The sequence below is a fragment of the Microbacterium sp. K36 genome (assembly GCF_004794355.1).
Taxonomy (GTDB): domain Bacteria; phylum Actinomycetota; class Actinomycetes; order Actinomycetales; family Microbacteriaceae; genus Microbacterium; species Microbacterium paraoxydans_D.
In genome coordinates, this window is sequence record NZ_SSDN01000100.1 from 18,203 (window position 1) to 33,346 (window position 15,144).

The 15,144-nt window shown below is 69.4% G+C and carries 10 protein-coding genes; 4 read left to right on the plus strand and 6 right to left on the minus strand.

All coding sequences use genetic code 11. The features are described 5' to 3' along the window. Positions 1–58 precede the first annotated feature (58 nt). The 4 genes from DW296_RS15280 to DW296_RS15295 are packed head-to-tail and all read right to left on the minus strand — an operon-like array spanning position 59 to position 6,433. A complete protein-coding gene (locus DW296_RS15280; RefSeq protein WP_136052898.1) occupies positions 59–3,277 on the minus strand; it encodes a GH92 family glycosyl hydrolase in 3,219 nt (1,072 codons plus the stop codon). Then, entirely contained in the window at positions 3,274–4,206 is a 933-nt protein-coding gene (locus DW296_RS15285) for a carbohydrate ABC transporter permease (protein ID WP_136052899.1), read from the minus strand. The genes DW296_RS15280 and DW296_RS15285 overlap by 4 nt, the downstream gene beginning before the upstream one ends. Next, a complete protein-coding gene (locus DW296_RS15290) occupies positions 4,203–5,090 on the minus strand; it encodes a carbohydrate ABC transporter permease (RefSeq protein ID WP_060922295.1) in 888 nt (295 codons plus the stop codon). The genes DW296_RS15285 and DW296_RS15290 overlap by 4 nt, the downstream gene beginning before the upstream one ends. A gap of 41 nt (positions 5,091–5,131) precedes the next feature. Continuing rightward, positions 5,132–6,433, minus strand: coding sequence for an ABC transporter substrate-binding protein (locus DW296_RS15295; RefSeq protein WP_136052901.1), 1,302 nt, complete (start codon positions 6,431–6,433; stop codon positions 5,132–5,134). A 178-nt stretch (positions 6,434–6,611) separates the two neighbouring features. On the opposite strand from DW296_RS15295, the gene DW296_RS15300 reads away from it, so the two are divergent. Further along, entirely contained in the window at positions 6,612–7,916 is a 1,305-nt protein-coding gene (locus DW296_RS15300; RefSeq protein ID WP_136052902.1) for a glycoside hydrolase 5 family protein, read from the plus strand. A gap of 94 nt (positions 7,917–8,010) precedes the next feature. Here the strand turns inward: DW296_RS15300 and DW296_RS15305 are convergent, their stop codons facing one another. After that, positions 8,011–9,036 carry a LacI family DNA-binding transcriptional regulator gene (locus DW296_RS15305; protein WP_136052903.1) on the minus strand — a complete coding sequence of 342 codons (1,026 nt, stop codon included), beginning with the start codon at positions 9,034–9,036 and terminating at the stop codon, positions 8,011–8,013. Between the two features lie 133 nt (positions 9,037–9,169). Between DW296_RS15305 and DW296_RS15310 the strand changes: the two genes are divergently transcribed. From DW296_RS15310 to DW296_RS15320, 3 genes are all read left to right on the plus strand, one after another. Beyond that, positions 9,170–12,163 (plus strand): alpha-mannosidase, encoded by a 2,994-nt coding sequence (locus DW296_RS15310; RefSeq protein ID WP_136052904.1) that lies wholly within the window; start codon positions 9,170–9,172, stop codon positions 12,161–12,163. Between the two features lie 560 nt (positions 12,164–12,723). Next, positions 12,724–13,074 carry a 4-fold beta flower protein gene (locus DW296_RS16750; RefSeq protein WP_446724150.1) on the plus strand — a complete coding sequence of 117 codons (351 nt, stop codon included), beginning with the start codon at positions 12,724–12,726 and terminating at the stop codon, positions 13,072–13,074. Then, positions 13,071–14,267, plus strand: coding sequence for a hypothetical protein (locus DW296_RS15320; protein WP_136052906.1), 1,197 nt, complete (start codon positions 13,071–13,073; stop codon positions 14,265–14,267). Before DW296_RS16750 ends, DW296_RS15320 begins: the two co-directional genes overlap by 4 nt. Before the next feature lie 191 nt (positions 14,268–14,458). On the opposite strand, the gene DW296_RS15325 is transcribed toward DW296_RS15320, so the two are convergent. Continuing rightward, entirely contained in the window at positions 14,459–15,046 is a 588-nt protein-coding gene (locus DW296_RS15325; RefSeq protein ID WP_025102630.1) for a hypothetical protein, read from the minus strand. Between the last annotated feature and the right edge of the window lie 98 nt (positions 15,047–15,144).

The window sequence follows — 15,144 nt, forward strand, 5'->3', positions numbered from 1 at the left end:
TCGTCGGAATCGGTGCGCACCGCCAGCATCCGCCGCCGGTCGGGGGCACGGGTGCCGGTCAGCCCAGATCGAAGAGCTCGATCTGACGGAGCGTGACCGCGGCCTCTGCGCGCACCCGGACGGCCGACGTCACGACCCGCGCCTCCAGAGCGAACGGCGTCGTGCGGTCGGGCACCAGGACTTCGCCGTGGGTCGTGGCCACGGGCTGCCAGCACCCGTCGGCCCCCTCCACCTCCCAACGCAGGGCGTGGGCCTCGACATGCTCGCTGCTCGTGACGGTGACGTCGGTGAGGCCACGAGGCGCGGGGAACCGCCAGGCCACCCAGGACTGTGCGGGAAGGCGGACGCCCTCGTCGCCCTGCGGGTCGCCGTCGTCGAACAGGCGCCGCGGGTCGAGGACACCCGGGGAGGTGCGGACCTCTCCCTCGTCGCCGGTGAGGTCGGGGCGCCACGGCTCCCCGTCGAGCGCGTCCTCTCCGGACTCCAGCGCGCGCGCCGGGTCCGTGCCGAACACGAGCTCGAGCACCGCATCTCCCTGGAGGGCGTCGATCGGGAGGTCGGCGGTGGGCAGCCGGCGTCCGTCCAGTCGTGCCTCCTCCACCACGTGGGCTCCGGGGGAGCTCCGTCGCGAGCGGATGCGCAGCGACGAGCCGTCTCCGCGCGCGACCCGGATGTCGTCGGAGAGCGGCGACCCGATCCGCAGAGACCCCGCCGCGAGCTCCAGGGGATACAGGCCGAGCGCGGCCCAGAGCCACCAGGCGCTCATCTCCCCGTTGTCTTCGTCGCCGGGGAAGCCCTGGCCGATGTGGGCGCCCGCGAAGAGGCGGCGCGCGAGGCCGTGCACGAGGCCCGCGCTGTGCCACGGCCGGTCGCTGAAGGCGTACATGAAGGGGATGTGGTGGGCCGGCTGATTCGACAGGGCGCACATGCCCGACCGCTGGGCGCGGGCTTCGCGCTGCTCGTGAATGACCGTGCCGTAGGTGCCGCCGAAGCGCTCGTCGGCGGTCTCCGGCTCGGCGAAGAGGGCGTCGAGGTGCCGGCCGAGGCCCGCCCGGCCGCCGTGGAGCGCCGCGAGGCCCGGCCCGTCGTGCACCGTGCCGACCGACATGCCCCAGGCGTTCGTCTCGACGTTGTCCCCGCCCCAGACCCGAGGATCGAAATCCGGAGCGAACGAGCCGTCCGTCGCGCGACCGCGGAAGAACCCGGACACCGGGTCGAAGAGCACGCGCGCCGCGCGGGAGCGATTCGCGAAGTATCGCGCGAAGGCCCGGTAGCGCGCGACGTGGTCCGCCGCCGTCGCCGATGCCGCGAGCCGGGCGGCGAACCGGCCGAGGGCGGCGTCGCTCACGGCGTTCTCGATGCTCCAGCCCATCCCCTCCGGCACGTCGGACGGGATGAAGCCGAGGAAGCGCCCGCGGCCGATGCCCTTGCGGCCCCGTCGCGGATCGGGTCCCGGCTCGCACGCGTGACGCCACCCGCTCTCGAACGCCGTCTCCCGGTCGAAGGGCACGTCCCAACGCGCGGCGTCGGCGAAGATCTGGTCGCTCGAGGTGCCGACCATGCTGTCGACGTACCCGGGGGCGCTCCACCGCGCCATCCAGCCGCCGCGGCGAAACTGGGTCAGCTGCCCGTCCAGCAGGCGTCCGGCCAGCGCGGGGTCGAGGAGCGCGAGCGCGGGCCACTCGGTGCGGTACGTGTCCCAGTAGCCGTTGTTGGCGACGAGCTCGCCCTCCACGACCGGCGCTCCCGTGGTGGTCTCTCCGAAGGCGGTCCGGGGGGCGAACACGTCGGCGAACCGCCCTTCGGGCGCGTCCGCGGTGCCCGCGTTCTCCGCCGCCGTGTTCGGATACAGATGCATGCGGTGGAGTGCGGCGGCGATCCGGGCGCGCTGCTCCTCGTCGGCCAGGCCGCGGAACGGGCGCTCGGCCTCGGGGAGCGGGGGGATCGTCACGCGCCCGAGCAGGCGGTTCCACGCGGCAGCCGCGCGAGCGCGGAGCTCGTCGAAGGGGACGGCGGGAGGGGCCTCGAGGATGAGGCTGCGCCGAGCCTGCGCGACGGAGAGGAACGAGACCCCGATCCGCACCTCGACAGCGCCCACGGCGCGGACGAAGCCCGCGACCCGGGCACGCCCGTCGTCGTCCAGGGCACCGCGCGCGACGTCCGACGCGCTGTGCACGGTCCCGGCGAAGTAGCAGCGCGGCGCGTTCCCCCAGTCCTCGGGCCCCTCGGGGATCCATCCCTCGAAACCGGCGTCGGTGAAGGTGAGTCGGCCGTCGTCCGTGAGCTGGTCGATCACGAACCCCACGGCGGCACGCGGGTCCGCGCACCGCACGCGGAACGCGCCGGCATGCGAGGTCGCGGTCATCTCGACCTGCAGCTCGTCGCCGAGATCGGCGGCGTACTCGTGCGGGCGGGCGCGCTCGCTTCCCTCGACGATCCAGCGGCGCCGGGCCTTCCTGTCCGACCTCGGCGTCCCCCGGAACGGCATGAGCTGGAGCACCGAGCGATCGCCGATCCACGGGCTGGGCTGGTGCGAGAACTGCAGGGCTTCGAGGCGCCGCCCCTGCGGATCGTCGTGCACGAACGGACGATAGGGCCAGCGCGGGTCCGCCGCGTCGGTGGCGGGCGTGACGAAGGTGAAACCGTGCGGCAGGGCGACCGCGGGGATCGTGTTCCCGCGGGAGAAGCGGGGACCGGAGTGGGAGCCGCGCCGGGTGTCGACCCGCTCGACGGGTGGGAGGTCGCCGGGGCCAGGGCGCTCCTCGACGCGGACCTGGACGAAGCCGCTGACCTCGGTGGGCGCATCCGGCGTGGTCGCGAGATCGGCCGTGCCGAAGACGAGCTCGACCGTGCCCGTGCCCGTGCCGGTGTGCCCGACGGCGAGGGGCGCGAGGGCGACGCTGTCGGCGTTCCACTGCTCGGGCATGCTCCACCGGGCGGCGAACTGCCCCTCGGCTGTGAGCGGGAAGTCGTAGCGGTCGCGGACGGCGGCGATGTCGCTCAGCCGGCTGCCGTCGGCGCTCCGCACGTCGACGGCGACCGCGAGCGCGGCCCAGGGGGCGAGGGTCGCCGCGGGCCCGTCCGCGTAGAACGCCCAGTGCAGCACGGTGTCTGGGGTGAGGGCGATGCCGTCGAGGCCGGGGACATCGATCCGCTGCGCCCCGCGGGAGGGGTCGAATGTGTACGCGAAGACGACTCCGGGGAGCACCCCGGCGTGCGGGCGCGACGACGGAGGATCCGCGGGACCGGAGGCCGGGCGGAGCAGCGGCGCGTTCACCCCTTCAGCGCACCCTCCTGCACGCCCTTGAAGAAGAAGCGCTGCGTGAACGAGAACATGATGACGATGGGCACGAGCGCGATCATGGTGCCGGCGGCGATGAGTCGCGGATCGACCGAGAAGCTGCTGTTGAGGTAGGCCATGCCGACGGTCAGCGTGTACTTGGCCGGGTCGGAGAGCACGATGAGCGGCCAGAGGTAGTCGTCCCACGCGCCGATGAAGGCGAAGATCGCCACGACCGAGACCATGCCGCGGATGTTCGGCCACACGATGTGCCGGATGCGCTGCCACGTGGTCGCGCCGTCGACGGTGGCCGCGTCGAGCACGTCCTTCGGGATCATGCGGCACGCGGTGGCGACGAGCAGCACGTTCATGGCGCTGATCGCTCCGGGCAGGAACACGCCCCACAGGGTGTCGGCGAGCCCGAGAGCGCGGATGGTGAGGAAGTTGCTCGTCACGGTCACCTCGCCGGGGAACAGCAGCGTGGACAGCAGGATGCCCATGACGATCCACTTCCCGCGGAAGCGCATGCAGCCCAGGGCGTAGCCGGCGAACGTGGCCAGGATCACGTTGCTGAGCACGGTGCCGAGCGAGACGAGCAGCGAGTGCCAGGCGTAGAGGTAGACGGGGACGATGTCGGCGACCCTCGTGTAGTTCTGCAGCGTCGGATCGCGGGGGATGAGCTCGGGCGGGAAGGAGTAGATGTTCTCCTGCGGACCCTTGAACGACGTGGAGAGCTGCCAGACGAAGGGGCCGATCACGAGGAAGAGGACGAACAGCAGCAGCGCGTACCGGCCGATGAGTCCGCCGAGCGTGGGCGTGCTGAAGTCGCCGGAGCCGCGGCGCCGGAAGATGCGTTCGCGGGACGGTCGCGCGGAGTCCTGGGCCGGCGGAGCGCTCTCCACCGGGGGCGTCGTCAGAGTCGTCATGCGGAGACCTTCGCCTTCTTCTCGCGGTTCATGAACGCGATCGCCGCGAGCGGCACGAGCGTGAGGAGGAACAGCGCCACGCTGATCGCGGACGCGTAGCCGATGTTGCCGTTCAGGCCCGAGCCCACCTGGCGGATGAGCATCACGAGCGACATGTCGTAGCCACCGGGGCCGCCCGTGCTCTTGGAGAGCACGTCGAGCTCGGCGAACACCCGCATGGCGGACACCGCGATGAGGACGGCGATGAGGAGCATCGCCCCGCGCACCGACGGGATCGTGACGGAGAGGAAGCGGCGGAACGAGCTCGCACCGTCGAGCATGGCGGCCTCGTGCAGCTCCTTGCCCACGTTCCCCAGGGCGGCGAGGTACACCACCATGTAATAGCCGAGCCCCTTCCACACGGTCAGCAGGATCGCGCAGCCGAGCAGCAGCCAGCGGTCGACGAGGAAGGCCATCGGCTGATCGATGAGGCCGAGGAACTCCAGGGTCTGGTTGATGATGCCGCGGCTGTCGAACAGCCACGTCCAGATGAGGGCGACCACGACGACCGAGGCGATCACGGGGAAGTAGAAGGTGGTGCGGAAGAACGAGATGCCGGGGAGCTTCTTCTGCACGAGGAGGGCGAGGAGCAGGGGGAGGACCGTGAGCAGCGGCACACACACGACCACGTAGATGAGGCAGGTGGTCAGCGCGTTCCAGAACATCTCGTCGCCGAACATGCGCTCGTAGTTCGCGCCGCCGACGAACTCCGGGGTCCGCAGGGGGCGGGCGTCCGTGAAGCTGAGGACGACGGTGTTCAGGAACGGCCAGAGCGCGAACACCAGCACCCAGATCACGGCGGGGGCGAGGAGCAGCCACGGGGTGAACCACTTGTGGGATCTCATCGTCGACCTCCGCTGCCGGGTGCCGGTGTCCGCGCGCATGCTCACTGGTCCACGCGGTTCGCGTTGGCGTACTCGACGATCTTGTCGAGCTGCGTCTTGGCGTCGGCCTCGCCGTTCACGGCGAGAGCGATCTGCTGGGTCATGTAGGTGGCCATGTCCGAGGTCCACTGGAACGGCAGCGCCTTGGCGTCCTTCATCGCGCCGAACACGGTGTCGATCGCGGCGAGCTGCTTCTCGTCCGTGACCGAGGAGGCGATGTTCTCGACGACCTGGTCGCCGCCGTCGGCCGTGCCGGGGGCGGTGCCGACCGCGAGGGAGGAGAACGCGACCTGGTTCTCCTCGTTCGTCGCGAACTCGGCGAACGCGAGGGCCGCTTCCTTGTTGTCGGAGTCGGCGGAGACGTTGAGGCCCTGGACGTAGAGCGGGGCGACACCGAGGCGCGGGGTGGCGACGGTGTTCTCCAGCAGTGCCGGGGCGTCCTTCTGCAGATCGGTCGTGAAGCCGGTGCCGCCGGTCGTGAAGGCGACCTTCTCCTGGATGTAGGCCTCCGCGTTCCCGCCGTAGTCGCCGGTGAGGGCCTCGGCGGGCATCGCGCCCGCGGCGTACGCGTCGGCGTACTGCTCGATGATCGCGGCGGCCTCGTCGGTGTTGAAGTCGAACTCGCCCTCGTCGTTGATGACCTCCATGCCGGCGGCGGTGAAGGTGTCCAGCGCCGGGATCGAGGAGAGGAGCTGGACCTTGCCGCCGGACTCCGTGGCGACATCCTTCGCGAGGGTGAGCAGCTCGTCGACCGTCGTCGGGAGGTTTTCCTCGGTCACGCCGTACGGGGCGAGCTGGGCGAGGTTCCACCAGGACGCGTCGCTGGAGAGGTACCAGGGCAGGCCGTAGGTGCCCTCGACGCCGGGGTACTGACTGTAGGCGTCCCAGGCGCCCGCGTTGTAGGCCGTCTTCAGGTCCGGATCCGCGGTGTCGAGGTCGACGAGCTTCCCCGCCGCGACGAGGGGGTAGGCGATGTCGGGCGGTAGGTTGAGCACGTCCGGGAGGGTGTCGGCGTTGGCCTGGCTCAGGATCTTCTCCTGGTACCCGTCTCCCGGCTGGTCGAGCCAATCGACGGTCACATCCGGGTGCTCCTCCTCGAACGCGGCGATGAGGTCTTCGAAGTAGGGGGTGAACTTCTCGTTCTTCAGCGACCAGGTCTGGAACTGGATGGTTCCGCTGAGCTCGCCGGAGGTGTCGATGGGGCCGGCATCGTCGGAGGCGGCGCCCCCTCCGGTGCAGCTCACGAGCGCCAGGGCGCCGATCGTGAAGGTTGCCAGAGCGACAATGCGTGCGGGAACTTTCATCGTGCTTCTTCCTCGAGGCGGGCGATTCGGCGTGGTCCGACGAAGGGACTACAGCGCTTTAGCAGATGAAACCATCCGATCCCGCCGGTGTCAAGGCGTGCGCTATCGACGACGATGCTCAAGCGTTATAGTGGTGCGACATGTCCTCGCGGGAGGGCACGGTCCGAAAGGTGCACACATGACGCAGCGCGGCGCTCTCGACGCCCCTCTCCGCTTCGGGGCGAACTACACGCCGTCGAAGGACTGGATGCACTCCTGGCTCGACTTCACGCCGGACGACGTGCGTCGCGACTTCGCGGGCCTCGCCGCGCTCGGCCTCGACCACGTGCGCGTGTTCCCGCTCTGGACCGTCCTGCAGCCGAACCGCACCCTCATCCGCTCCCAGGCGGTCGACGACGTGCGCACCATGGTCGACATCGCCGCCGAGTTCGGGATGGACGCGAGCATCGATGTGATCCAGGGGCATCTGTCGAGCTTCGACTTCGTGCCCTCCTGGCTGTACACCTGGCACGACCGGAACATGTTCACCGATCCGAGCGCCCTGGACGGCCAGGCGCAGCTCGTGGAGCGGCTGGCCGGCGCGCTGCGGGACGCCCCGAACTTCCTCGGGCTCACGCTCGGCAACGAGACGAACCAGTTCTCCGCGCACACCCACCCCTCGCCGTGGCCGGTCACGACGGATGAGGCGGGCGGCTGGATCGAGGCGCTGCTCGCCGCAGCGGACCGGGGTGCTCCGGGGTTGCCGCATGTGCACAGCGAGTACGACGCGGTCTGGTACATGGACGATCACGGGTTCACGCCGGCGCACGCCTCCCGGCTCGGCGCGATGACGACCATCCACTCCTGGATCTTCAACGGCACCGCCCAGCGCTACGGCGGCCGCTCGATCGCGGCCGACCGTCATGCGGAGTACCTCATCGAGCTCTCCCGCGCGTTCGCGACCGATCCCGCCCGTCCGATCTGGCTGCAGGAGGTCGGTGCTCCGTCGAACTGTCTCGACGAGGCCGAGATGCCCGGCTTCCTCGAGGCCACCGTGCGCTCCGCCCTCCGCACCGAGAACCTCTGGGGGGTGACCTGGTGGTGTTCGCACGACGTGAGCCGGGAGCTCGCCGACTTCCCGGAGCTGGAGTACTCGCTCGGGCTGATCGATCAGGACGGTGCGGCGAAGCCTCTCGGCCGCCGGTTCGCGGAGCTCATCCCCGAGCTGCGCACCCGCACCGCGGCTCCGGACCGCCCCGCGGCGATCGTCGTGGACGTCGACGAGCAGGAGGTGCCGGTGAGTCGCGCCGCCCTGAGTCCCGGCGGTGCGGTCTTCCAGGCCTGGGTCGACGCGTGCGCCGCGGGCGACGATCCTGCGCTGGTGACCTCCCGCACCGCACAGGACCCCGCGGCGCTGGAGGCACGCGGCATCCGCCGTCTCATCCACCCCGCCCCGTCCACGTCCGACGTGACGCGCTACGCCTCCGTCAACACCGTCGTCTGATTCTCCCCGTCTGAGTCGCCGAGACCCCGGGTTCTCGTCGAGACCCCGGGGTGAGTGCGTCGAAAGCCCGGGGTGTGGACGGGAAGGCGGGGGCTCAGCGGGGCGGAGGCGCCGTGCTCTCCCGGGCGGTGAGCACCGGGGTAGGGCCCTCGACGCTCGGCAGCGCGGTGCCGGCCTCGATCTGCTGCAGCAGGAGCGTGGCCGCCTGCTCCCCGAGCTCGAACGTGTCGCGGGTCATCGCGGTGATCGACGGGTTGATGAGGCCTGCGATCACCGAGTCGTCGAACGACGCGAGGGAGACGTCGCGGGGAACGGCCCTGCCCATCTCCTGCGCCACACGGAGGCCGGCGACGGCCATCACGTCGTTGTCGTAGACGATCGCGGTGGGGCGCTGGCGGCCGGAGAGCAGCGCGCGCGTCACGGCGGAGGCGCGGGCGGGGGAGAAGTCGGTCGTGATGACCTCGCCGGCGATGCCGTCCGCAGCCATCCGCTCCAGCACCTCGGCGCGCAGGCGGGTGTGCTCCAGCTCCGCCGGACCCGCGACGTAGGCGATGCGGGTGTGGCCGAGAGCCGCGAGGTAGGAGAAGAGCGTCTCCGCGACGGCGTCGTCGCCGATCCACACGCTGGGCACCGCGCCGTCCGGGGACGGCTTCGAGCCGATCATCACGGCGCGCGCGTCCAGGGCTGTGATGCGCTCGCCGCGGGGGTCGTCGTCGCGCGGGTCGATGAGGATGATGCCGTCGACCTGGTTCGACGAGCGCCACTGCCGATGCACCTCCATCTCCTCGTCGATGTCGGCGACGAGGCGGAGCTGCAGCCCGACCTTGCTCTCGGAGAGCCGGGACTCGATGCCGGCGATGAGGTCGGTGAAGAAGGCCTCGGAGCCGAGGGAGCGCGCCGGGCGGGCGAGGGCGAACCCGACCGCGTTGGCCCGGGCGCCGACGAGGGCGCGGGCGGCGGAACTCGGCTGCCAGTGGTGCTCCTCGATGATCGAGAGTATGCGCTGCCGCGTCTCCTCGCTCACGCCGGGGCGGCCGTTGAGGGCGAACGAGACGGCGCCGGGGGAGACGCCGGCCATGCGCGCGATGTCCGCGATCGTCACGCGTTTCCCCGGGGCCATAGGCATCACCCTACTTGATCGGTTTAGCCTCTCGAAAGCAGCGGAGAACGTGCCGTAGACTCCCGTGCTAGATCGTTTTAGTAGCACGCGCATCGAACCCCATCCCTCACCGTCGAGCCCGGAGAATTCCACCATGCATGACGACACCTCGCTCACCGTCGGCCGCGTCAAGCGGGTCCTCGAAGAGCGCATCCGCCCGGCGATCCACTCGGCCGCGGTTCCCCTCACGGTCGAGGCGCACCAGCTCCCCGGAGAGCCCCTCGCCCCGGCGGAGGGTCTGGCGCTCTCGTTCGCCCCGGCAGCGGTCGGCGAGCTCTGGGGTCCGGCCTGGGGGACGACGTGGTTCAAGCTCACCGGTCGGGTGCCCGCGGAGTGGGCGGGACGCCGGGTCGAGGCGCTCATCGACCTGGGCTTCGACGTGAACATGACGGGCTTCCAGTGCGAGGCCCTCGCGTACCGCCCCGACGGCACGCCGATCAAGAGCATCAACCCGCGCAACCAGTGGCTGCCGATCGTGGAGACCGCGGCGGGAGATGAGCCCGTCGAGCTCTACCTGGAGGGTGCGTCCAACCCTGTCCTCCTCGACTACCACCCCTTCCTGCCGACGCAGGAGGGCGACATCCTCACCTCCTCGAAGGAGCCGCTGTACCGGCTGCGGCGCCTCGACCTCGCGGTGTTCGAGCCCGAGGTGTTCGATCTGTCCCTCGACCTCGAGGTGCTGTTCGAGCTGCAGGCGGAGCTCCCCGCCACGTCGCCGCGCCGCATGCGCATCCTGCAGGCCCTGGACGACGCGCTCGACGTGCTCGACCTGCAGCACATCGTGGAGACCGCCGGCGACGCGCGGGCCCGGCTCGCGGACGTGCTCGCCGCTCCGGCCGAAGCGAGTGCGCACCGGATCTCGGCGGTCGGTCACGCGCACATCGACTCGGCCTGGCTGTGGCCGGTGCGCGAGACGATCCGCAAGGTCGCGCGCACGACCTCGTCCATGACCACGCTCATCGAGGAGCAGCCCGACTTCCAGTACGGCATGTCGAGCGCGCAGCAGTACGCCTGGATCAAGGAGCACCGCCCCGAGGTGTGGGAACGGGTCAAGGCCGCCGTCGCCGCCGGACGCTTCCTGCCGCTCGGTGGCATGTGGGTCGAGTCCGACACCGTCATGCCGACGGGAGAGTCGCTGGTGCGGCAGTTCTCGCACGGGCAGCGCTTCTTCGAGCGCGAGTTCGGCATCCGCTCGAAGGGCGTGTGGCTGCCGGACAGCTTCGGCTACTCGCCGGCCCTGCCGCAGCTGATGCGCCGTGCCGGGTTCGAGTGGTTCTTCACGCAGAAGATCTCGTGGAACCAGCAGAACGTCTTCCCGCACCACTCCTTCCTGTGGGAGGGCATCGACGGCTCGCAGGTGTTCACGCACTTCCCGTCGATGGACACCTACAACTCGCAGCTCAGCGGCATGGAGGTGGCGAAGGCCTCTCGGCAGTTCAAGGAGAACCGCCTCAGCTCGCGGTCGATCGCCCCGGTCGGCTGGGGTGACGGGGGCGGCGGCACGACGCGCGAGATGACCGGCAAGGCCGAGCGGCTGCGCGACCTCGAGGGCAGCGCGCAGGTGGTGTGGGAGCATCCCGACGCGTTCTTCGACGCCGCCAGGGCCGAGCTGCCGAACCCGGCCGTGTGGGTCGGCGAGCTCTACCTCGAGCTGCACCGCGGCACGCTCACGAGCCAGCACGCCACCAAGGCGCTGCACCGCTGGGCCGAGCACGCGCTGGTGGAGGCCGAGCTGTGGGCCGCGACCGACGCCGTGCGCACCGGCGCCGCGTACCCGCAGGCCGAGCTCGACCGGCTCTGGCAGGCCGTGCTGCTGCACGAGTTCCACGACATCCTGCCCGGCACCTCGATCGCGTGGGTGCACCGCGAGGCCGTCGCCGTGCTGTCCGACGTGCTGTCGGATGCGCGCGACATCGCCGACGCCGCACGCCGGTCGCTCGCCGGCGAGGGTGACCGTGAGCTGCGGTTCGAGCCGACCTCGGTGGGTCGTGGACGAGCGCTCGGCGCCTCGTGGGTTCCTGCGCCCGTCGCGGTGCCGGTCTCGCTCGCCGAGGACGACGGCGGATGGCGGATCGAGAACGAGCTCGTGTCCGTGCTCGTCTCGCGCGAGGGCCTGATCGTCTCCGCCGTCGACAAGGCCACGGGGCGGGAGACGGTCGCGCCCGGCACGGCCGCGAACCTGTTCCAGCTGCACCAGGACTTCCCGAACATGTGGGACGCCTGGGACATCGACCGGTACTACCGCAACAGCGTGGACGACCTCACGGCGGTCTCTTCCATCGAGGCATCACTCGTGAACGGTGTCGCGCAGATCGTCGTCGTGCGCCCGTTCTCGGAGTCGACCATCACGCAGACGATCCTCCTCGCGCCCGACTCGCGCACGGTGCTGCTGCGCAACGAGGTCGACTGGCACGAGACGGAGAAGCTGCTCAAGCTGGCGTTCCCGCTCGACATCCAGGCGTCGCACACCGAAGCCGAGACGCAGTTCGGCTACCAGGCGCGCGTCACCCACACGAACACCAGCTGGGAGGCGGCGAAGTTCGAGACCTCGATGCACCGCTTCGTGCTCGTGCGGGAGCAGGACTTCGGTGCCGCGCTCGTGAACGACTCGATCTACGGATACGACACGACGCGCGAGGTCGGCGAGGACGGGGTCACCACGACCGTGCGGCTCTCCCTGCTGCGGGCGCCGCGGTTCCCCGACCCGGATACGGACCACGGGCTCCATGAGATCGAGGTCGGCTTCGTGATCGGCGCCGACGCCGCGATCGCCACGGCCGAGGGTATCCGCCTCAACAGCCTGCCCACGGTGATCCGCGGGGCGCGCGAGGTCGAGCCGCTGGTGGAGGTGTCGGGCGAGGGGATCGTCGTGTCGGCCGTGAAGCTCGCCGACGACGGTTCCGGCGACGTCATCGTCCGGGTGTACGAGGCGCTCGGGCGCCGGGCGGTCGGCGAGCTCTCCGTAAGCTTCGACCACCGTGAGGTGCGCGAGGTGAGCCTCATCGAGGACGAGATCGAGGCGCCCCGTCTCGGTGGCGCCCTTCACCTCCGCCCCTTCGAGGTCCGCACCCTCCGCATCGCACGCTGAGCCCCCGGATCAGGCGAACGCGCGGGATCAGGAGGAACGCCCACGAAAGTGCCTGATCTCGCGTGTGTGGAATGTGCGCGGGCCCGGTGTGTCGGCCCGGCGATCGGACGCCGGCCCGCGGGATGGTGAGGATTCGAGGATGTGCACAGCATTGCCGTCGCCCTGCCGGCGCCGAGGAAGCTGTGAATGGTCACGCGGAGCGACGGCCTGGCGGCTGAAGAGCGGACAGCTCGCATGGGTTCGTGGATCGAGCGCGCCGGATCTGCGCCAGCTCGTCGAGGTGGGGCGCGCATGGCCCGCCGGGAAGGTACTCGGAGTGCGCGTCACCGATCTCGGAGAGAAAGGGGCACTGCTCGCCGCTAAGCCCGATGCCCTGTTCATGATCCTGCACTTCGACGGGTTCCCGGGACTGCTGGGTGCGCCTCGACGTCGTCCTGCGCGACTGCCTAGCGGAGATCATCACCGACGCCTGGCTGGTGCCGGCGGCCGCCAGGCTGTGGGGGACATCTCGAGGCGGCTACTTAGCCGGTTTTTTGCGAGCAAGCGCTATTCTTTCCGATGTGGAACCAATATTTGGCCGCAACGGCCGCCATGTTGGCTGGTTGCGTGGCGACGTCGTATTCGACGACCGGGGGCGGACAATTGGTTGGATTCGGGGAACGCAGGTGATCAATCGGCGCGGCCGGACCGTCGGTTTCGCGCGCGATGGGTTTCTGCGGGATCGTCGCGGTGACGCGACAGCATTTTATGGATCGCCCAGATCAGGACCGCTGGTTCCGATACGCGCGATTCCGCCAATTCCACCGATTGCAGAGATCCCTCCTGTAGCGCCAGTGCCAAACGTTGCGCCAGTTTGGCCCCTTCCGAGCCTTCGCTGGTCGGAGACCAGTTTTGGAGAACTATTTTCATGACCAGTGACATCGTTGTGAGCGAACGCCAGCTGGAGGCGCAGCATCCGGCGTCGCGCGGGCGGCCACTCGGATTCGCCTGTATGCCATTCGAAGTGCCTCTCACACGATCGCCCCAGGAATGGGTAAACGACGTCAGGCGCGGCCTCGAGCAGATGGCTACGGTGAGCAACATTCGAATCGATGTCGCTCCGGAACACCTACCCGAACCGCCCGATGACGGTGAAGATGACGGCGAGCCCGTTCATGACAACTACAGGGACAGCTTTTGGGTTGAGCCCGTGTTTGGCGCCATTGCGTTCGATGTCCACATTCCGGTGCGGTTGCAGAAAGACATCCTCGCGGACGGTGTCGTTATACGCCGTCGGGTCGGGGCGGAGCAATTCCGTGTGAGCACAGTCTACGGTTTCGAAGGGCCTTGCACATTTATCTGGGTGCTCGACGAAGTCGACCCAAGCGACGTAGATGTTTCCGGTGCGGTGATTCTCGTTCATCGATTCATGAGTAAGGAACTGGAGCGGGGGGCGACAGGCGTTCGCATGGCTCGCGTTGGGCCAAGCCCGTTTCACATGAACGCCGTGCTTTGCGCCGCTGGAGAGCCACAAGAAGAGGAGATCGCGGTTGTCCGTCTGGCGATGTATGGGTACGAGTCCGTCGAGTTCCGCTACGACCCAGACTTGTTCGACAGCATTGAGGAGGCGGCTGCCGCTCTCGAGGGGGCCCTTAGCAGCCAACTATGTCTGTATTACTGGCTTGTAAGGATGAAGAACCAACACGCGAAATCGATCGGGGACCTCGCGCAGAAGACGCAGAACCTAGTGAAGTTCCACTCGCAGGGAGGCGTCGGGGGATGGCTGACCCGTCTGTTTCGGACGTCAGGCGAAGCACGCAAACTGGGGCTGCTCGCGCTCGGAGCGCGCACGACGGAGGCCGAGCAGGCTCGTGGCGCGGCGGCCGCCATAAAGACAGTCCTGGCGCAATCAGACACTGTTCCGGCCTTCGAGCCTTACTTGCATGAACTCGCGGAGGTCGACAATGAGGCTTCGATTTCGAACGCGAGAGAAGTCGTGCAGTTCGTCGAAGCAGGGCGTCGGTCCGAGTTTGAAGTTCTCATGATTTCGGCCGCCACCGTGCTCGGAGGCGTCGCTGGAGGAGTCGTTGGTTTTATCGCAACGTCCGCCGCGGGCGGCACTTAACTCGAACATCCGGCTTGGCTGGGGGCATCACATTCTCAACCGGAGGATTGCATAGCGCTTTCGGCGCTATACAGGCGCGGTTCGTTCGTAGAAGGCTCGATGGGACGCGGGACCACGACCATCCCCCAAGAAAGGGAGAGCCGCCTTTTGTAGAACCTCATGATGATCTCAGTCGGCGCTCCCGTCGTCGCTCACGCGGGCGGGAGGCGGAGGACGTCGGGCGACTCGCCGCCGGTGAGGTCGTCGGCGATGCGGAGGCTGCGGGCCAGCTCGTCGAGCGCGCCGATGAGCGTGCCGAAGCGTTCGCGGTCGCTGCAGACGGCCGTCAGGGTCACCAGGTGCGTACCGGTGTCCCACGTGTAGGTCGCGAAAGGTGGCGCCGAAGGGGAAGGCGGAGTCGGGACCACGAGCTTCTCGCCGACGCCGAGCCGGGTCGGGAAAGAGGTCGTGTCGTCGTACTCCATCGGCATCGACGCGCGGGCGATCCGGATGTCGGGGGTCAGCGCCTGCACGGTCGCCATCGCCACGACGAGGTCGGGCTCCGCCTTCCACGTCCACGCGAGGACCCGGCCGTCGGCCTTCTTCATGAGCATCGGCGCGGCCTGGCTCATCGCCCAGGCTCCGAACCGCGAGCCGGGGCGCTCCGTCGCGCCGACCGCGGCGTTCACCTGGCCGAGCAGCATCCGGATCGCGGCCTTGCGATGCCGGCGTCCCCTCCACCCGAGCGAGTCCGTCACGGGGATCCACAGCTGGGGGTCGGCGTCGGCGTGCAGTCGCATGGCTTCACGGTATCGGCCGAGGCTGAAGGATGCCGGTATGGCTCGGCGTCGGGGACAGGGCCCTCGGGTAGAGTTGCCACCGCCCGACCAGGGCTTCT